Below are 19,056 nucleotides of genomic sequence, written 5' to 3' on the forward strand. Positions count from 1 at the left end.
GGGATCGCCGGGCCGGCGCAAGGCGCGAAGCATACGCGAGAAACTCAAGGCGCCGCCAGATGTCCGGCTGCGGAAACCGCCCACTTGAGCCGAACTCAATAAATCGGGAGAATCCGCCCCTCATGAGCGCCTCCGCCCCCCTCCGCCCCGATGCCGGCGCCATGCCGGCGTCGGCCGCCGCGCTGCCGGCCCGGCGCCGCTCGCCGGTGGGCGCCAAGGCCGAGCAACGGGTGCGGGACATCCTGCGCGAGAGCCGGGTGGTGTTCGCCGAACGCGGCTACGAGCGCGCGACGACGACGGAGATCGCGCAGCGGCTGGGGATCTCCGAGGCGACGGTCTTCACCTACTTCCGCGGCAAGCGCGAGCTGTGCATGCGGGTGATCGGCGACTGGTACGACGAGATCATCGACGCGATCGAGTCGGGGCTGCCGCGAGGCCGGCCGATCCGGGACCAGCTGGAATTCGTCGTGCACACGCACCTGCGGTTGTTCCTGATCCAGGGCACGGGGCTGTGCGAACTGGTGCTGTCGGAAGGCCGCAAGCGCGAGGCGCCGGTGACGCGCGGCGAAGGCCAGGACTTCGGCGCGGCCTTCGTGGACCTGCAGCGTCGCTACACGGCGCCGCTGATGGACCTGCTGGCGCGCGGCCAGGCGCAGGGCGAGGTGCGGCAGGACATTCCGCTGCGGCTGCTGCGCTCGCTGGTCTTCGGGCCGATGGAGCACATGCTGTGGGAGGTGATCATCGCGGGCCGGCAGATCCAGGTGGACGCCGCGGCGCGCGACCTGGTCTCGCTGCTGTGGCCGGCGCTGCAGGCGCCGGACCAGGAGCTCAAGGCGCTGCGGCGCATGAAGGCGCGCGTGGCGCAGGCGCTCGCCGAGGCGGGGGACGAGGGCGAGGGCTGAGGCTTGACGGCCAGTCAGCGACCCAGCGCAAGACTCGAGAGGGTCAGACGCGCAGCAGTTCGAGTCATGGCGCGAGCAACTCGATTCGGCCACGATGGCTGCTCCGACTTTCGAGTCGATTCCTGGAGTGAAACATCGTGAATGACCAGCCCCGCCTCGCCGCAGATGCGCTTGCCGCCGCTCATCCTGCGCCCGCCCAGCGCCCACCGACCTCGCCAGGTGGGCCCCGCCCCGACCTCGATGAGGACCAGTTCGATCAGGAGGCGTGGGACGAGTGGTACCGGGAGCGCATTCGCCGCTCCCTCGAGGACCCTCGCCCCCCGATCTCTCATGCGGAACTGGTGGCGGCGACTTCGCAGTTCCTTTCCGAGTTGGAGGTGCGCCATGTCAGCAAGGCAGCTTGATTGGCGCATCCAGGCCGTGGAGAGCATGCGCGTGATCCTGGAGCACATTGGCGAGCACAACCTCGACGCGGCCAAGGAGCTGTTCGGCGAGATCTGCAAGCGTCTCAAGCTCGTGACGGATTTCCCCAACCTGTACCGCGCCTCGGCGCGGGTCGAGGGCCTGCGCGAGATCGTGGTGACCGCGAACTATGTCGTGCCTTATCGCATCACGCCGGACGCCGTGCAGGTCGTGGACGTCGTTCATGCACGACGCAATTGGCCGCATCTGCCGCAGCCGACCTCCTGAGAGCTCTCACAAGACCGTTGCCGGCGGCGTGCCGCCGACGCTGAGCGACGTCGAGCGCGATCACCAAAATAGAAGGGGCCCGAAGGCCCTTGTGGTTGGAGGCCAGGGGCCGGCGGGCGAGGCCGCCGGCGTCCCTGCGAAACGCTCAGATCACAGCGAGTAGCTCAGCGTGGCGCGGAACTGGCGGCCACGGGTGTCGTACAGGCTGAAGTCGTACAGCGAGGTGCTGCTGAAGCCCGGGTCATGCGGAGGCATGCGGTTGAACACGTTCAGGACCGACACGCTGGCCGTCAGCTGCTTCGTGATGGCGTAGCGGCCGAACAGGTCCATCGTGGTGTTCGAGCGGACACGGGTCGGGAACACACCGGTCTGGAAGCGCGGATCCTGCGGCGTGAAGTAGCTCGCGGCCAGCAGTTCCTGACGCACATGGTGCGTGTAGTTCAGGCCGGCGGTGACCGACCAGGGGCCGTAGTCGAAGTCGGTCGAGAAACCGGCGCGGATGCGCGGGATCGTGTTCGCACCGCCGTTCGTGCCCACCACCTGCACGCCGTCTTCCTTGAAGGAGCTGACGTAGATCAGGTTGCCGCGGAACGTGAACTTGCCCAGGCTGGTCGGAACGCGCAGCGTGCCGTCGATGTCCACGCCACTGGTCTTGCGCGAAGACAGGTTCTCGTAGTTCGACAGGATCGTGATGATCTGGTTGGTCTGCGGATTGCCGTCGCGAATGATCGTGGGCGTCGACGGGCAGTTCGGCTGCGTCGGATCCGCGCCGGTGCCGCCGTTCGGGCAGGACTCATCCAGGATGTCCTGGAAGTTCCGCGATGCCACCACGTTGCGCCAGTTGATCTTGTAGAAATCCACGCCGAAGTTGAAGTTCTTGGTCGGCTCGAACACGAAACCGATGGTCGTGCTCGTGGACTTCTCCGCCTTCAGATTGGGGTTGCCCGCGAACACGCCGGAGATCTGGCGGGTCACGCCGTCCTGCGGGTCGATCACGGACTGGAAGAACGAGGCAGCCGACGGCGAGATCTCCGGCAACGTCGGCGCACGGAAGCCCTTGCCCCAGTTGGCGCGGAACAGCAGGCTGTCCAGGGCCTGGAACTTCGCGCCCAGCTTGGGCGTGGTCGACGTGCCGTAGTCGCTGTACTTGTCGTAGCGGATCGCGGCCTGCACCTCCAGCTTCTTGGTGAAGGGCATCGAGATCTCGGAGAACAGCGAGATGTTGTCGCGACGACCGTTGGTGGCGGTGATGCCCTGGCCGATGATGCCGCCGCTGGCGGCGATCTCCGCGGGCGTGTCCTTCAGCTTCTCTTCACGGAACTCGGCGCCGATCGCCAAGCCGATGTCGCCACCGGCCATCTGACCGACCGTGGTGTTGGCCTTCGTGTCGACGAAGGTCATCTCCGACTTGGACTTGCGGTCGAAGTTGCCGCGCATGCTGTCACGGACCGCCTGGCTGTTGGTCGTCCACTTGTCGAGGTTGTAGCTCGATGCGCTGGACAGCGGCACCGGCGGCTGCGCGCTGGTCGGAATGCCGAAGGCGGCGGAGGTTCCGGCCAGGGTCAGGCGGTTCAGGTTCTTCGAGGTGGTGTCGGTGCTGGAGTAGCCGACCGCACTGTCGAAATCCCAGCTGCCGATGGTGTAGCTGACGCCAGCCACCGCGCGCAGCGAGTCCGAGCGGATCTCGTTGTCGCGGGTGCCCATGTCATTGAGCACGCCGACATAGCGGGCGCGATTGGAGAAGGGGTTGCCCGCCACGCCGGGGGCGAAATTGGCGGTGTAGCTGAACGGCTGCAGCTGGCCGGCGACCGTGGTCAGGCCGGTGCTGACGAACGACGCGGACTGGAAGGTCTGCGTGGTGTCCGAACGGCTCAGCCCCAGTTCGAAGTAGCCGGTGGCATTGGGCGAGAAGACCTTCGTGCCGCGGGTCAGCAGGCCGATGCGCTCGGTGCCGGGCAGCGCGGTGAACTCGTCCTTGAAGTCACGCATGCAGTACGTGTTGGACGCCGCGGTCATCGCGATGTTGGCCGCGGTGTTCGGGTTGATCAGGCCGGCCGCCAGGGCTTGCTGGCCGTTGATGACCGTTCCCTTGCAGTCGCTGATGGCGCGGTAGTTGTTGGTCAGCGTGCCGTTGGCCGCCACTTCGCGCCAGGTGCCGCCACCAGTCAGGGACTGGTAGTTGCGGCCGCCGGCGTACTTGCGGAAGTCGCGCGACTCGGTGAACTCCACGTCCTTCTGCAGCAGCAGGTCGCGCTTGTAGTAGTCGAGCGTGGCAAAGATGTTGTAGCCATCGCTTCCCAGGTCGCCAAATCCGCCGGCGGCGGTCACGCGATAGTCGTTCTTGCCTTCGAAGAAGCCACCGGAGGCCGAGATGTCGAAGCCCTGGTAGTCCTTGCGCAGGATGATGTTGACCACGCCGGCGATCGCGTCGGAGCCGTAGATGGCCGAGGCACCGTCCTTCAGGATGTCGATGCGCTGGACCGCCGCGGAGGGGATCGAGTTCAGGTCGACGAAGGTGTCCTGCAGGTTCTGTGCGAAGCCATAGCCGGCGACGCGGCGGCCGTTCAGCAGCACCAGCGTCGTCTTCTGGCCGAGACCGCGCAGCGAGAAGCCAGCTGCGCCCGGGGCGAAGCTGTTGCTGAAGCTTTCGCCCAGGCTGCCGGTGTTGGACGGCAGGTTGCGCAGCACGTCCGCCACGGTCGGCTGGCCGGTCCGCTCGATCTGGTCCCGCGAAATGATCTGCACCGGCGACACCGTTTCGGCGTCGATGCGCTTGATGTTGGAGCCGGTGACTTCGACGCGCTCCAGTTGCTTGGACTCTTGCGCGACGGCCACGCCGCAGGCCAGCGTGCTGGCAATCGCGATGCTGGTCAGTGCCAGCGCCCTGTGGGTCAGTTGACGAGACATTACGGTCCTCTTTTGAAAAGGGGTCGCACCCGGTGATGGCGCTGCTTCCCGACGTCGCAGCGCGCCACGGAATCGATAACTCCGGTGCGGTGCGCAACGCGATTTTTTCAGTGACGCAAACGTGTGGTTCACCAACAAAAACATTTGCTACAGCACGCAGCAAAGATGCGACAGACCTATAAGAAGAAACCCGTGATGAACGCGTCAAGCGCGGGGGAACCCTATCCTCAGAAACCCCCTTAAATAGAGGCGGGACTACTACGGATATGTGGGGTGAATAACCATGACGAGGCAGTCCCAATGCCAGAAGCCATGTGGATCACCCATGCCAAAGGTCATGGAGCCGCTCCCGCGAAGGACGAAAAAAAGCCCGGACAAGCCGGGCTTCGCGAGGGGTGGAAGGCCGCGGGCGGCGGCCTTCCAGAACGCGCGGGGCGCTCTGATCAGAAGTCGTAGGACGCGCCGATCTTGTAGCTCCGCGGACGGACGCGGTAGCCATCGCGCAGGTTCACCGGACGCTCGTCGCCCATCAGGTTGTTGATGTTCAGCGACAGGCGCAGGCTCTTGATGCCGGTGTAGCCCAGGCTGAAGTCGGTGCGCAGGTCCTCGTCGATGTAGCAGGGCAGCGCGCCCGGCTTCAGGCGGGCCTGGCACGCGGACTCGCCCCAGCTGGCCAGGTCGGTCTCGTCGCGGTTCAGCGCGGTGCGGGACGTGTAGTTGAAGCGCAGTCCGGTGGTCCAGTCGCCCTTGTTCCAGTAGGCCGAGAACACCGCCTTCAGGCGCGGGTTCTCATACATGCCGACCTGGTTGGGACGCCACTTGTTCGCGTCGATGTCCCACGCCTTGTAGGTCAGCGCGTAGGTCGCCGCCACGCCCAGGTTCAGCGTGCCGAACGAACCCGCCGCCACGCGGCCCTTGACGTCGATGTCCACGCCCGAGGTCTCGGTCTTGCCGAAGTTCTCGTACTGCAGCAGCAGCGAGGTGATCTGGCCGGCCTGCCAGGCCAGCGAACCGCCCGACAGCTGGTTGGCGCGGTCCACCCAGGCCTGCTCCTGCGCGGTCAGCGTGGCGCGGCTGATCATGGTCTCGTAGCCGGGCTTGCCTTCGCGCTCCAGCACGTAGTCCGGATCACGCGAGTTGATCTCGTTCTTGCGCTCGATCTTGAAGTAGTCGACGGCGATCGACGCATTGCGGGTCGGCTCGAACACGAAGCCCAGGGTGATGCTCTTCGACGTTTCCGGCTTCAGGTTGGGATTGGCCGAGATCATCGCCGGCACCGAGGCGCGGCAGCCGCTGGCCAGGGCCAGCGCGGCGTCGGCCTGGTCGGCCGCCGTGCCCTTCTTGAGGATGTCGCTGACGGCCGTGGCGGTCGCGCAGCGCGCCGGGTCCACCGTGTTGTTGAAGAAGCCGGTCACGCCGACCTGGCCCAGCGTCTCGGGGATGTTGGGCGCGCGGAAGCCGCCAGCCACCGTGCCGCGCAGCAGCAGCTGCGGCGACACCTCGTAGCGCACGCCCAGCTTCGGCGACACGCGGCCGTCGAAGCCGCTGGCCTTGTCGAAGCGCAGCGCGCCATTGAGCTCCAGGCCCTTCCACACCGGGGCGTTCAGCTCCAGGAAGGCGGCGTCGAGGTTGCGCTCGCCGTCGATCAGCACCGAGCCGCGGCCCACGATCTGCGCCTTCAGGACGTTGTCGGTCGACTTGATCGACACGCCTTCCTGGCGGTGTTCAGCGCCCAGCGCGAAGGCCAGCGGACCGCCCGGCAGCTGCATCAGCTCGCCGCTCAGCTTGGCATCCACCCAGGTCTGGTGGTTCTTGCCCTTGGAGCCGTTGACCGGGAACAGGCGCTCGAGCAGCTCGCGGCTGTTGCCGCCGCCGATCTTGTACTCGCCGGATTCGACGGCCGCGAACAGGTCGCGCGAGCCCCAGCGGGCCAGCTTCTCCGCCTCGGCGGCGTTGCGGCCGACCGAGACTTCCCAGTCCATGTCGCGGAAGGTGCCTTGCAGACCGGTCAGCACGCGGTACTGCTTGCCGGTGCCGTCGTAGTTGAACAGGCTGGGGTCATCCATGAACCGGTAGTCGATGCCACGCGGCTGGCCGGTCGGGTTGGCCGGGTTGGTGGCCGACAGCACCGGGTGCGGCACCGACTGGGCCACCTTGTTGTAGCCGTCGTACCAGCGCGAGGTGGCGCCGGCGCCGATGGCCATCGGCACCGTCAGGTACTCGGTGGTCGTCTTGGAGTAGCTCAGCTCGGCGAAGGCCTGGATGTCCTCGGTGACCTTCGCGCGGGCGGCGCTGAACAGGTTCACGCGCCTGGCCGGGTCGGAGACCGCATTCAGGCCGTTGATGTCGGTCACGCACTGGCCGGCCGAATTCAGCGTCGTGCAGCCCGCCACCGGCACGCGGTTGGTGCCCACGCGCAGGTTGCCGGGGTAGGAGTTCAGGCTGGGGTCGCCGAAGGACGCCAGGTAGAAGGACTTGTGCCACGCGGGGTAGTCGTCCTTGACGTCGGCCACGGTGTAGCCCTCGCGGCGATAGGCCTCGATGTTGGCGAAGACGTTGAAGCGGTCCTTCTCGAGGTCGCCGAAGCCGGCCACGATGCTGGCCTGGCGCTGCGCGCCCAGGCTGGGGTTCTCGTTGAAGGTGTAGCTGGCGGACGCGCCGACGCCGTTGTAGCTGCGGCGCGTGATGATGTTGATCACGCCGGCCATCGCGTCCGAGCCGTAGATGGCGGAAGCGCCGTCCTTCAGCACTTCCACGCGCTCGACGGCATCGGCCGGGATCGAGTCGACGTTGACGAAGGTGTCCTTGGCGCCGTCGGCCAGGCCGAAGTTGGCGACGCGGCGGCCGTTCAGCAGCACCAGCGTGGCGCCCTTGCCCAGGCCGCGCATCGACACGCCCGAGGCGCCGGAGGCGAAGCTGGAGGTGTTGCCGTCGTCGCGGATCTCGGTGCTCGAGGTCGAGGTCAGCGTGTCCAGCACCTGGCGCACGGTGTTGGCGCCGGTGCGACGGATCTCCTCGCGGTTGTAGACCTGCACCGGCGAGGCGGTTTCGGACGCCAGGCGCTTGATGTTGGAGCCGGTCACCTCGACGCGCTGGAGCTGGGTCGTGTCCTGTGCCTGGGCTTGCGCGATCTGGGCGCAGCACAGCAGCGCCGCGGCGGCGCTCAGGGACAGGGAGAGCTGGTTGTTCTTTCTCATACTTCCACTTGCGAATTGATGAAAGGCCGGATGGGTCGCATCGGCCGAGGAGACCGGTGCCCGCGAGCAGGACCGGATCGCGCCCGGGGGATCACCCGATGGGCGCGAGGGGGCGGATTCTGGGGAGGGGCCTCCCCCCTGTCCCTCGTCATCCATTGCAAATCAGCAACAAACCTTCACGCCGCGCCGTCCGTTATTCGCAAAACCGGGCGCTTCTCGCGCGAGTGCTACAAAAGTGGGCTGACTTGGATGGGGGACGGTCCGTTACCTCACCCAAAGCACGGGAAAACCCTCCCGCCTTTGAGCGGCACCATTCGGGTGCGCCCATCGCCCTCTCGTGCGGGTGAACCCTGCCGGGTTGACCCTCGAAGGCGGCATCAAGACCTGTCCCCGCACGGCTTCGAGGCGAAAGCGCTACCCTTGCGCACCCCCGCCGCAAGACCCGGCCCCTTCGGGAAGGACCGGGCGCGGTGGATCCGCCCCAGGCGTCCCCAGGAGGAACCCCCATGTCCATTTCGATGACCGTGAACGGCAAGGCGGTGACGCTCGATGCCGATCCGCAGATGCCGCTGCTGTGGGCGCTGCGCGAGGACCTGCAGCTGACCGGCACCAAGTTCGGTTGCGGCATGGCGCTGTGCGGCGCCTGCACCGTCCACCTGGACGGCCAGCCGGTGCGCGCCTGCCAGACGCCGCTGGAGGCCGCGGCCGGCAAGAAGATCACGACGATCGAGGGCGTGGCCGCCACGCCCACCGGCCGGGCGGTGCAGAAGGCCTGGCTCAAGATCGACGTGCCGCAGTGCGGCTATTGCCAGAGCGGCCAGATCATGAGCGCCTGCGCGCTGCTGGCCGGCAAGAAGAAGCCCACCGACGCGGACATCGATGGCGCGATGAGCGGCAATGTCTGTCGCTGCGGCACCTACAACCAGATCCGGGCGGCGATCCACGACGCCTCGGCCACGCTGGCGAAGGGAGGCTGATCATGGGCATCACCGTGGAATCCCCGAGCCGCCGCGGGCTGCTCAAGACCGGCGCGGCGCTGACCCTGTCCTTCGCGCTGCCGCTGGCGACGACGCGCGCCGCGCTGGCGCAGGCCGCCTCGGCGCCCGCCAGCAACACCTTCGCGCCCAACGCCTGGCTGCGCATCACGCCGGACGGCAAGGTCACCGTGGTCTGCGGCTCGGCCGAGATGGGCCAGGGCGTGCTGACCGCCATCCCGATGATGGTGGCCGAGGAACTGGACGCCGACTGGGCGCTGGTCTCGGTCGAGCAGGCGCCGGCCAGCGCCGCCTACAACAACCCGATGTTCGGCATGCAGGCCACCGGCGGCAGCACGACGGTGCGCGCCCACTGGACGCCGGTGCGCCAGGCCGGCGCGGCAGCGCGCCAGATGCTGGTCGCCGCCGCGGCGCAGCAGTGGGGCGTGGATGCCGCGTCGCTGCGCACCGAGCGCGGCCAGGTCATCGGCCCGAACGGCCGCCAGCTCAGCTACGGCTCGCTGGTCGAGGCCGCCGCGAAACAGGCCGTGCCCGAGAAGCCGGTGCTGAAGGACCGCAAGGACTTCCGCATCATGGGCAAGCCCACGCGCCGCCTGGACAGCGCGGCCAAGATCAACGGCACCGCCAAGTTCGGCATCGACGCGCACGTCGAAGGCATGCTGGTCGCGGTGATGGCGCGCGCGCCGATCACCGGCGCCAAGCCCAAGGCCTTCGACGAGGGCAAGGCCAAGGCGATCAAGGGCGTGCGCAAGGTCATCGCGATCCCGTCCGGCGTGGCGGTACTGGCGGATGGCTACTGGGCCGCGAAGCAGGGGCGCGACGCGCTCGGCATCGAGTGGGATCTGGGCGCGCACGCGGACCTGTCCACCGACAAGGTCTCGGCGACGCTGGACGAAGCCCTGCAGAACCCCAGCGCGATCGCGCGCGAGACCGGCAACGTCAAGGATGGCAGCGCCAATTCGGCGCGCAGCCTGACCGCGCAGTACGACGTGCCCTACCTCGCGCACGCCTGCATGGAACCGCTGAACTGCCTGGCCTGGGTGCGCGGCGACGAGGTCACGATCTGGGCCGGCACGCAGAGCCAGGGACCGGCGCAGGGCATCCTGTCGCAGGTCGCGCAGGTCACGCCGGCCAAGGTCAAGGTCAACACGCTGCTGCTGGGTGGCGGCTTCGGACGCCGCTTCGCGCCGGACTTCACCATCGACGCCACGCTGCTGTCCAAGCTCAGCGGCAGCCCGGTGAAGCTGGTCTACACCCGCGAGGACGACATGGCCGCGGGCTACTACCGCCCGACTTCGCGCGTGCGCTTCGAGGCCGGACTCGACGACAAGGGCCAGCCGCTGATGCTGCGGGCCGAGGTCGCGAGTCCCTCCATCATGGCCGCCTCCGGCTTCATGAAGATCCCCGACAACGGCGTCGACGCGATGGCCGTCGAGGGCCTGGCGGACCATCCCTACGAGATCCCGCATCAGCGCGTCGCCTATGGCCGCGCCGAGCCGGGCCCGCAGGTGTGGTTCTGGCGCTCGGTGGGGCATTCGCAGAACGCGTTCTTCATCGAGAGCTTCATCGATGAACTCGCGCACGCGGCCAAGGCCGATCCGCTGAAGTACCGCCTGGCGCTGCTGGAGAAGCATCCCCGCGCGCGCGGCGTGCTGCTGCTCGCGGCGGAGAAGGCCGGCTGGAGCCGCCCATTGCCCAAGGGCCGGCACCGCGGCATCGCGGTGGCCGAAAGCTTCGGCACCTGGGTGGCGGAGGTGGCCGAGGTGTCCGTCGGCAAGGACGGTGCGATCAAGGTGCATCGCGTGACCGCGGCGGTGGACTGCGGCCAGACCGTCAATCCGCAGACCATCGCCCGCCAGATCGAGGGCGCCGTGGTCTACGGCCTGTCCGCGGCGCTGTATGGCCGCATCACCTTCAAGGACGGGAAGGTCGAGCAGAGCAACTTCCACGACTACCCGGTGCTGCGCCTGAACGAGATGCCCAAGGTGGACGTGCACATCGTGCAGAGCAGCGAGGCGCCGGGCGGCATCGGCGAGCCGGGCACGCCGCCGATCGCGCCGGCGGTGGCCAACGCGATCTTCGCGGCCACCGGCAAGCGGCTGCGCCAGCTGCCATTCGACGGCGAGGCGCTGAAGCGGGCCTGAGCGCCCGCGGCGGACTCAGGAGGCCGGCGGGTAGCCGGCCTCGCTGAGCACGCCGGCCAGTTGCTCGCGGCTCAGGCCGCTTTCCACCCGCACCGTCTTCTGCGGCAGGTCGACATCGACCTCGGCCCTGGCGTCGGCCTCCTTGACGGCCTCGGTCACGGCGGCGAGGCAGTGGCCGCAGCTCATGTCGGGCAGCTTGAATTCATGCATGGGGAACTCCTGGGAAACAAGGAACGGGAGGAACGGAAGGAACGGTCCGAAGGTTAAACCTTGCCATCGTGGCAGGGTCAAGGCGAGCGCCGCATGACGCTTCTCCCATCCGGGGCATGGCCTTGACCTTCCCATCATGGCAAGCTTGAGACTGCCGCCATGAACACCGCCCCCACCCCCACCGCGCCGGCCGGCGAGCTCCAGCTCGCCGTCGCCGGCATGACCTGCGCGAGCTGCGTCAACCGCGTCGAGCGCGCGCTGCGCAAGGTGCCCGGCGTCGAGGACGCCCAGGTGAACCTCGCGCTGGAGACCGCCACCGTGCGCCTGCTGCCCGGCGTGGACGCGGCCGCGCTGGTCGCGGCCATCGGCAAGGCCGGCTACGAGGCCCGCCAGCTTGCCGTCGAGGACGACGCGGCCCCCGCGCCGCCGCCCTGGTCGGCCACCGGCTGGCCGGTGCTGACCGCGGCGCTGCTGACGCTGCCACTGATCGCGCCGATGGTCGCGATGCTCTGGGGCGGGCACCTGATGCTGTCCGGCGGATGGCAGCTGGTGCTGGCCACGCCGGTGCAGTTCTGGCTGGGCGCGCGCTTCTACCGCGCCGGTTGGGCCGCGCTGAAGGACCGCAGCGGCAACATGGACCTGCTGGTCGCGCTCGGCACCAGCGCCGCCTACGGGCTGAGCGTCTACGAGCTGCTCCGGCAAGGACCGGCGAGCGGCGCGCTGTACTTCGAATCGGCGGCCGCGGTGATCACGCTGGTGCTGCTGGGCAAGTGGCTGGAGGGACGCGCCAAGCGCCAGACGCTGAGCGCCATCGCCGCGCTGAAGCAGCTGCGCCCCGAGCACGCCCGCGTGCGCCGCGGCCCGGCCGATGCGCCGCTGGAGATCGACGTGCCGCTGGCGCAGCTCCGGCTGGGGGACCTGATGGTCGTGCGCCCCGGCGAGCGCATTCCCGCCGACGGCCGCATCCGCGAAGGCGCGGGCCACGTCGATGAATCGCTGATCAGCGGGGAGAGCCTGCCGGTCGAGAAGGCCGAGGGCGACCGCGTCGTCGGCGGCGCGGTCAATGGCGAAGGCCTGTTGCTGGTCGAGGTCACCGCGCTGGGGGCCGAGTCCACGCTGTCGCGCATCGTGCGGCTGGTCGAGTCGGCGCAGGCGCACAAGGCGCCGATCCAGCGCCTGGTGGACCAGGTGAGCGCGGTGTTCGTGCCGGCGGTGCTCGTCATCGCCGCCATCACGCTGGTGGGCTGGGGCCTGACGAGCGGCGACTGGGAGCGCGCGCTGATCCATGCGGTCGCGGTGCTGGTGATCGCCTGCCCCTGCGCGCTCGGACTGGCGACGCCCGCCGCGATCATGGTCGGCACCGGCGTCGCGGCGCGACGCGGCCTGCTGATCAAGGATGCCGAGGCGCTGGAGCAGGCGCGGCGTGTCGATCTGGTCGTGTTCGACAAGACCGGCACGCTGACCGAGGGCAAGCCGCGGCTGACCGCCTTCGTCGCGGCGCCGGGCCACGACGAGGCCGAAGCGCTGGCGCTGGCCGCGGCGCTGCAGCAAGGCAGCGAGCATCCGCTGGCGCGCGCGGTGCGCGACGCCGCGTCCGGGCGCGCGCTGGCGCCGCTGCCGGCCACCGCCGTCCGTGCGGTCGCGGGACGCNGGGCCGCGTCCAGGACCGCGCGCTGAAGCTGGGCAGCGGGCGCTGGATGGCGGCGCTGGGCGTCGACCTGTCGCCGCTGGCCGCGCAGGCGGACGCCGAGATGGCGCGCGGCCACACCCTGTCGTGGCTGGCGGCGGTCGAGCCCGAGGGCGCGCCGGTGCTGCTGGCGATGCTGGCCTTCGGCGACCGCGCCAAGCCGACCTCGGCCGCGGCGATCGCCGAGCTGAAGGCGCTGGGCCTGCGCACGCTGATGCTCAGCGGCGACAACGCCGCGGCGGCAAAGGCCGCGGCCGACGCACTGGGCCTGGACGAGGTCCGCGCCGAGCTGCTGCCGGAGGACAAGGCGCGCATCGTCGCCGAGCTGCGGGACGGCGGCGCGCGCGTGGCCATGGTCGGCGACGGCATCAACGACGCGCCGGCGCTGGCCGCCGCGGATGTCGGCCTGGCGATGGGCGGCGGCACCGACGTGGCGATGGAAGCCGCCGGCATCACGCTGATGCGGGGCGACCCACGACTGGTCGCCGATGCGATCGCGCTGTCGCGCGCGACGGTCGCGAAGATCCGCCAGAACCTGTTCTGGGCCTTCATCTACAACCTGCTGGGCGTGCCGCTGGCGGCGCTGGGACTGCTGAGCCCGGTGATCGCCGGCGCGGCGATGGCGCTGTCCAGCGTCTCCGTGCTTGGTAACGCGCTGCTGCTCAAGCGCTGGAAGGGATCCGCCCGATGACCGCTGCCGCCCCGATGAGGACCCGCGCCGCCGGCGCCAGGCACCGCCGCGACGAGGCGGCCGACGCCGGCAACGGCGTGCCCGCCAACGACGCCGCGCCGCTGACGATCGGCCAGGCGGCCGAGCGCTCCGGTGTCTCGCCGAAGATGCTGCGCCATTACGAGTCGCTCGGCCTGCTGCCGCCGGTGGCGCGCACCGGCTCGGGCTACCGCCTCTACGGCGAGAAGGAGGTGCACACGCTGCGCTTCATCCGCCGCGCGCGCGACCTGGGCTTCTCGATGGCGGAGATCGCCGAGTTGCTCAAGCTCTGGCAGAACCGCCGCCGCGCCAGCGGCCAGGTCAAGCGCATCGCCGAGGCCCACATCGCCGACCTGGACCGCCGGCTGGCGGAGATGCAGGCCATGCGGCGCGCGCTGGCCGAGCTGGCCCGCTGCTGCCACGGCGACGACCGCCCCGACTGCCCCATCCTCGACGACCTCTCACAAGGAGCCCTCCCATGAGCGTCCCCCTCGACCCGGCCATCGGCCCGCATGCCGACCCCGTCCCCGCCCGCTGGGAGCGCATCGGCGCGCACCTGGGCGATGTCGGCGGCCTGAGCATCCGCCGCGCGATCCCCACCGCCAGGCGCCGCATGATCGGCGCCTGGTGCTTCCTGGACCACGCCGGCCCGGCCGACCTCACCCCGGAGACGGCGATGCGCGTCGGCCCGCATCCGCACACCGGGCTGCAGACCTTCAGCTGGATGATCGAGGGCGAGGTGCTGCATCGCGACAGCCTGGGCTCCGAGCAGATGCTGCGGCCCGGCCAGGTGAACCTCATGACCGCCGGCCGGGGCATCAGCCACACCGAGGAATCGCAGTCGGACCGCCTCCAGCTGGCGCAGCTGTGGATCGCGCTGCCCGACGCGGTGCGCCATCGCGAGCCGGCCTTCCAGCACTTCCCGGAACTGCCGTCGTTCGCGACCGGCGGCTTCGACACCATGCTGCTGGTGGGCGAGTTCGGCGGTCAGCGCTCGCCGGTGCCCAGCCACACGCCGCTGCTGGGCATGGACCTGAGCGCGACGCGCGCCGCCGAAGCGACGCTGCCGCTGCATCCGGACCACGAGTACGGGCTGATGGTGCTGGAGGGCGAGCTCTCGGTCACGCTGGACGGCGAGTCCGCCGGCGCCAGCAAGCCCGGCGAGCTGCTGTACCTGGCGCCGGGCGCGCAATCGCTGAAGCTGCTGTCGGGCGGCGGCAAGAGCCGCGCGCTGCTGCTGGGCGGCCCGCCGTTCGGCGAGCCGGTGCTGCTGTTCTGGAACTTCGTCGGCCGCAACCGCGAGGAAATGCAGGCCTATGCCGAGGAATGGAACAGCCGCGAGGACGGCGGCCGCTTCGGCGCGGTGCAGGGCTTCGACGGGCCGCGGCTGCTGGCGCCCGTTGTGCCGCCGCTCAAGACGCCGCGCTGAGGCGTCATGGGCGGGGCGCGGGTCCCCGCCCGCGGTCGGCCTGTCGGGCCGACGGCTGCCGCCAGCGGTCACGCGCCGCCCGCGACCCGGAAGGGTCGCCGGCGGCGCGTCAGGTCAGACCGGGGCTCAGGCGAACTTGCCGGCCTGGAAGTCGCGCACGGCCTGGAGCAGTTCGCCTTCGGTGTTCATCACGAACGGGCCGTACTGCGCGATCGGCTCGCCCAGCGGCTGGCCGGCCACGAGGATGACGCGCGCGCCTTCCTCCGACGCGGTGAGCCGCACGCCGTCCGAGCCGGCCGTGTTGGCCAGGATCGCCATCCGGCCGCTCGGCACCAGGCAACCAGTGTCGAAGCGCAGCGCTCCGCGGTACACGTACACGAAGGCGTTGTGCGACTCGGGCAGCGCCTGCTCGAAACTCGCGCCGGGCTCGAGGCGGATGTCGAGGTAGGTCGGCTGCGTCGCGTCGCGCTGCACCGCGCCCGCCACGCCCTGGCTCTCGCCCGCGATGACGCGCACCGTCGCGCCCGGCAGCGCCAGCTCGGGGATCTCGGCGCTGGTGATGTCGCGGTACCAGGGGTCGCGCATCTTGTCGCGGCCGGGCAGGTTCAGCCACAGCTGGAAGCCTTCCATGCGGCCTTCCTGCTGCTCGGGCAGCTCCGAATGGATCACGCCGCGGCCGGCGGTCATCCACTGCACGCCGCCCGGGCCCAGCAGGCCTTCATGGCCGGCCGAGTCGCGATGGCGCATCCGGCCTTCCAGCATGTAGGTCACGGTCTCGAAACCGCGGTGCGGATGGTCGGGGAAGCCGGCGATGTAGTCGTCGGCATCGTCGGTGCCGAAGGCGTCGAGCATCAGGAAGGGATCCAGGCGCCGCTGCAGGTCCTGCGTCAGCACGCGCGTCAGCTTGACGCCCGCGCCGTCGCGGGTGGCCCTGCCCTGCACCAGGCGCTCGACCTGGCGGGGCGTCCGAAGAGGGGTGGCAGGGGTGGCGGCGGTCATGGTGGATCCTTTCCAGAAGGGGAGATTGTCGAACGAGGGGGAGAGGCCCTTCCCCCGGAGGGGCCCACCCGCATCGGGTGGGCAACGGTCGAAATCGGTCGAAAGCGGTCGAGCTCAGGCCGGCTGGGCTTCGCCGAAGAGCGCGGCGATTTCCTCACGGGCGACCGCCAGGCCCTTGGCCGCGGCTTCCTCGCCCATGTTCAGGCCCTCGGCCAGCACGAACTTCACATCGGTCATGCCCAGGAAGCCCAGCGTCACCTGCAGGTAGGGAACGATGTTGTCGGTCGGCTGGCCGCGGTGCACGCCGCCGCGCGAGCTGACGACGATGACCTTCTTGCCGGTGACCAGGCCGACCGGGCCGTTGGCGCCGTAGCTGAAGGTCACGCCGGCGCGGGCCACGGCGTCGATCCAGTTCTTCAGCTGCGAGGACACGCCGAAGTTGATCATCGGCGCGGTCAGCACGATCACGTCGGCGGCCTGCAGTTCGGCGATCAGCTGGTCGTTGAACGCCACGCGGTCGGCCTGCGCCTGGCTGCGGGCGTCGGCCGGGGTGAACAGCGCGCCCAGCGTGGCCTCGTCCATCGGCGGCAGCGGACGCACCGCCAGGTCATGCACCACCGTCTTCGCACCGGGGTTGCGCTCGACCAGTTGCTGGACCACTTCATTGGCCAGCAGGGTGGAGACCGAACCCTGGCCTTCATGCAGACGGCGGGCGCTGGAATTGATCTGGAGGATGTTCATGGTGCGTTTCTCCGGGCGTTTCGGCTGAATCAGCCGGGGGTGTGATGGGATGGAATGAACTGTATTGATCCCCCTCCGGCACCAGAAGACGCCGTACTGGATAAGATTGTTCCATTGGACGAACAATCCACCTCTCCCTCTCCCTCTCCCTCTCCCTCTCCCTCTCCCTCCCCTCTGCTCTTCCCTCGTTCCCTCCTCTGTCCCCCTCTTCGACGGATGCCCCCATGAGCCTTGATGCCGACGACCTCCTCGTCTTCGCCCGCGTGATGGAGAGCGGCAGCTTCAGCCGCGCGGCCGAGCGGCTGCAGTTGCCCAAGTCGACGGTGTCGCGGCGGATCGCGGCGCTGGAAGAGCGGCTGGGCGAGAAGCTGCTCCAGCGCAGCACCCGGCGGCTGACGCTGACCGAGTTCGGGCAGGGCGTGCTCGAGCATGCGCGGACGCTGGCGGGCGAGGTGGACGGCGCGCTGGCGCTCGCGCTGCATCGGCAGCAGCGCCCCACCGGTCGGCTGCGGGTGTCGATGCCGGCGGACTTCGCGCACCAGATGCTGACGCCGATGCTGAGCCGCTTCGTCGGCGACTACCCGGAGGTGCAACTGGAGCTGGACCTGTCGCCCCGGCGCGTGGACCTGATCGCGGAAGGCTTCGACATCGCGGTGCGCATGGGCCAGCTGCCACCGGACAGCCAGTTGGCGGCGCGTCGGCTGGCGATCTTCAGCAGCGGGCTGTACGCGTCGCCGGCCTACCTGCAGCGCCATGGCGAGCCCCAGCTGCCCGAGGGCCTGCTCAGCATGCATGGCCTGATGATCCTGGGCCGCGCCGGCGAGCCGCTGCCGTGGCGACTGTCCGGGATCGTCGACGGCAAGGCCGACCAGCGGACGGAGTGGGTCGGCGTGCCGGACAGCCGCACGCTGGTCAACGCGCCGGACATGCTGCTGCACATGGCGCGCGCGGGTCTCGGCATCACCTGGGTCGGCAACCAGTACGCGCAGGGCTTCGTCGACCGCGGCGAGCTGACGCGCGTGCTGCCGCACTGGTGCGCGGAGCCGTCGACCTGCTGGGCGGTGTTCCCGCAGCGACGGCTGATGCCGCTGCGCACGCGGCTGTTCCTCGACGCGATGGCCGCGGAGCTCGCGCCCTTCGACCAGGCGGCGATGTACGGGCTCTGAGCGTCGCCGTCGCGGCGGCGCCTCGCGTCAATCGACCTGGAAGCCGATCTCCACGCTGACCTGGCGCGGTGTCGGGATCGGCTCGAAGCGCCATTGCTTGACCGCGTTGATCGCGGCGGCGCTCAGCTTGCGATCGGGCGAACGCATCGCCTGCGCCGCATCGACCGAGCCGTCCGGCCGGACGGTGAATTGCACCAGCACCGATCCCTGGCGCTGCTGGGCCAGCAGGGCGCGGGGGTACTCGGGATCGACCTTGCGGACGAGCTTGAGCGGCACCGGCTCGTCGGCCTCGGGTGGTTCCGGCTCGGGCGCACGGCCGGCCGGTGCGGCCATGGACGGCGCGGCCATCGACACGACCTGCGGCGCGGGCGCCTCCGACAGCGGTTGCGGCGCGGTCGAGGGCGGCGCGACTGTCTGGGCTGCCGTCTGCGTGAGAGGCGCAGGCGAGGCGCTGGCCGCGGCGATCGCGGGCGCCTCCTGCGCGGCGTTGCGCGTGACGAGCGCGCGTTCGGCCGCGGGATCGAGGTCCTGGCGGCGCGCCGCGGGCGCCGGCGCCGGCGCGGCCGTGGCCACCGCACGGGCAACGGGCTTGGCCGCGTCGGCCTTGGCCTCGTGTCGTTCGGGGGTCTTCTTCTCGCCCTTCTCGGCGTGGAACTTGATCCACTGGAAAACCTTGTCGGCATCGCGCTTGGCGCGGTCGACATCGCTCATCGGGGCCTTGGGATCGGCGGGCGCGGCGGACGTCGCCGTCTGCGCCTGCGCGGCCATCGCGACCAGGGACAAGCTCAAGACCTGGCACAGCGCCAGACCGTGACGCCGGACGTTCAGGAGACTACGGCTGCTCATCACTCCACCCTCTCGATTGCGCTGGTTGCTCTCTTTTGGAGACAACGCCGGTCTTGTCTACGGCTCTTGGTCTTGGTTCTCGCGCCCCGGCATGAGCGCCGCAGTGTAAGAAGTCACCACCGTGACGAGACCTCGGGGTTTGCCCGGAATCAGGATGTAACAGCGGGCCGCAGGGCCGATGGCGTCGAGGAAGTCACGATCTCGTGGGCCCGCGCACCGACCGGCCTATACTGCGCGCCTGCTCCGGGGTGCCCTGGGCCGATCCGCGCGACAGCGCGGCGCGGCACGGGCTGAGACATGGCGATGAAGCTGTGGACCCGCTGAACTTGATCCGGTTCGTACCGGCGTAAGAAGAGCCCGCCCTTCCAGGCGCACCTCGGCGATCCCCGCGCATTCCTCGCGCGCCGCCCGTGCGCCGTGCCACGAGAAGGGCC

General features: G+C 69.7%; 14 protein-coding genes, 1 pseudogene and 1 riboswitch. Of the genes and pseudogenes, 9 read left to right on the forward strand and 6 right to left on the reverse strand.

Annotated elements, in window-relative coordinates:
• Positions 1–161 precede the first annotated feature (161 nt).
• The 3 genes from ACTJKJ_RS06290 to ACTJKJ_RS06300 all read left to right on the forward strand — a co-directional run bounded on the left by ACTJKJ_RS06290 (position 162) and on the right by ACTJKJ_RS06300 (position 1,592).
• Positions 162–902, forward strand: a complete 741-nt coding sequence (locus ACTJKJ_RS06290; RefSeq protein ID WP_343606241.1) for a TetR/AcrR family transcriptional regulator — start codon at positions 162–164, stop codon at positions 900–902.
• A 137-nt stretch (positions 903–1,039) separates the two neighbouring features.
• Positions 1,040–1,306 carry an antitoxin PaaA2 family protein gene (locus ACTJKJ_RS06295; RefSeq protein ID WP_440819919.1) on the forward strand — a complete coding sequence of 89 codons (267 nt, stop codon included), beginning with the start codon at positions 1,040–1,042 and terminating at the stop codon, positions 1,304–1,306.
• Positions 1,287–1,592: a type II toxin-antitoxin system RelE/ParE family toxin gene (locus ACTJKJ_RS06300; protein WP_440819920.1), complete on the forward strand. Its 306-nt coding sequence runs from the start codon at positions 1,287–1,289 to the stop codon at positions 1,590–1,592. The genes ACTJKJ_RS06295 and ACTJKJ_RS06300 overlap by 20 nt, the downstream gene beginning before the upstream one ends.
• 150 nt (positions 1,593–1,742) lie before the next feature.
• Here ACTJKJ_RS06300 and ACTJKJ_RS06305 read toward each other — a convergent pair whose 3' ends face one another.
• Positions 1,743–4,499, reverse strand: a complete 2,757-nt coding sequence (locus ACTJKJ_RS06305) for a TonB-dependent receptor (protein ID WP_440819921.1) — start codon at positions 4,497–4,499, stop codon at positions 1,743–1,745.
• A gap of 443 nt (positions 4,500–4,942) precedes the next feature.
• The gene (locus ACTJKJ_RS06310) at positions 4,943–7,696 is read right to left on the reverse strand and encodes a TonB-dependent receptor plug domain-containing protein (protein ID WP_440819922.1); all 2,754 of its coding nucleotides are present in this window, start codon (positions 7,694–7,696) and stop codon (positions 4,943–4,945) included.
• 506 nt (positions 7,697–8,202) lie between these two features.
• Here ACTJKJ_RS06310 and ACTJKJ_RS06315 point away from each other — a divergent pair.
• On the forward strand, positions 8,203–8,673 hold the full coding sequence (locus tag ACTJKJ_RS06315; RefSeq protein ID WP_217648365.1) for a (2Fe-2S)-binding protein: 471 nt from the start codon (positions 8,203–8,205) through the stop codon (positions 8,671–8,673).
• A gap of 2 nt (positions 8,674–8,675) precedes the next feature.
• Complete coding sequence (locus ACTJKJ_RS06320; protein WP_440819923.1) at positions 8,676–10,835, forward strand: molybdopterin cofactor-binding domain-containing protein; 2,160 nt, start codon at positions 8,676–8,678, stop codon at positions 10,833–10,835.
• A 15-nt stretch (positions 10,836–10,850) separates the two neighbouring features.
• Here ACTJKJ_RS06320 and ACTJKJ_RS06325 read toward each other — a convergent pair whose 3' ends face one another.
• Positions 10,851–11,045, reverse strand: a complete 195-nt coding sequence (locus ACTJKJ_RS06325; RefSeq protein WP_440819924.1) for a heavy-metal-associated domain-containing protein — start codon at positions 11,043–11,045, stop codon at positions 10,851–10,853.
• A 159-nt stretch (positions 11,046–11,204) separates the two neighbouring features.
• Between ACTJKJ_RS06325 and ACTJKJ_RS06330 the strand changes: the two are divergent.
• From ACTJKJ_RS06330 to ACTJKJ_RS06340, 3 genes and pseudogenes are all read left to right on the forward strand, one after another.
• Positions 11,205–13,423 (forward strand): annotated as a pseudogene (locus ACTJKJ_RS06330) (heavy metal translocating P-type ATPase).
• Positions 13,420–13,923, forward strand: a complete 504-nt coding sequence (gene cueR / locus ACTJKJ_RS06335; protein WP_091719999.1) for a Cu(I)-responsive transcriptional regulator — start codon at positions 13,420–13,422, stop codon at positions 13,921–13,923. The pseudogene ACTJKJ_RS06330 and the gene cueR overlap by 4 nt, the downstream one beginning before the upstream one ends.
• Positions 13,920–14,870 (forward strand): pirin family protein, encoded by a 951-nt coding sequence (locus ACTJKJ_RS06340; protein ID WP_183488780.1) that lies wholly within the window; start codon positions 13,920–13,922, stop codon positions 14,868–14,870. The genes cueR and ACTJKJ_RS06340 overlap by 4 nt, the downstream gene beginning before the upstream one ends.
• Before the next feature lie 126 nt (positions 14,871–14,996).
• On the opposite strand, the gene ACTJKJ_RS06345 is transcribed toward ACTJKJ_RS06340, so the two are convergent.
• Positions 14,997–15,869 (reverse strand): pirin family protein, encoded by an 873-nt coding sequence (locus tag ACTJKJ_RS06345; RefSeq protein WP_091719992.1) that lies wholly within the window; start codon positions 15,867–15,869, stop codon positions 14,997–14,999.
• Between the two features lie 114 nt (positions 15,870–15,983).
• Positions 15,984–16,610: an FMN-dependent NADH-azoreductase gene (locus tag ACTJKJ_RS06350; RefSeq protein WP_091719988.1), complete on the reverse strand. Its 627-nt coding sequence runs from the start codon at positions 16,608–16,610 to the stop codon at positions 15,984–15,986.
• 224 nt (positions 16,611–16,834) lie between these two features.
• Here ACTJKJ_RS06350 and ACTJKJ_RS06355 point away from each other — a divergent pair, with 224 nt between their 5' ends.
• Positions 16,835–17,776 carry a LysR family transcriptional regulator gene (locus ACTJKJ_RS06355; protein WP_091719985.1) on the forward strand — a complete coding sequence of 314 codons (942 nt, stop codon included), beginning with the start codon at positions 16,835–16,837 and terminating at the stop codon, positions 17,774–17,776.
• A gap of 27 nt (positions 17,777–17,803) precedes the next feature.
• Here the strand turns inward: ACTJKJ_RS06355 and ACTJKJ_RS06360 are convergent, their stop codons facing one another.
• On the reverse strand, positions 17,804–18,622 hold the full coding sequence (locus ACTJKJ_RS06360) for an energy transducer TonB (protein ID WP_440819925.1): 819 nt from the start codon (positions 18,620–18,622) through the stop codon (positions 17,804–17,806).
• A 234-nt stretch (positions 18,623–18,856) separates the two neighbouring features.
• A riboswitch (TPP riboswitch) is annotated at positions 18,857–18,992 on the forward strand.
• The last annotated feature ends 64 nt before the right edge of the window (positions 18,993–19,056 follow it).

It is taken from the genome of Roseateles sp. 22389, from assembly GCF_052044995.1.
Taxonomy (GTDB): Bacteria; Pseudomonadota; Gammaproteobacteria; order Burkholderiales; family Burkholderiaceae_C; genus Roseateles.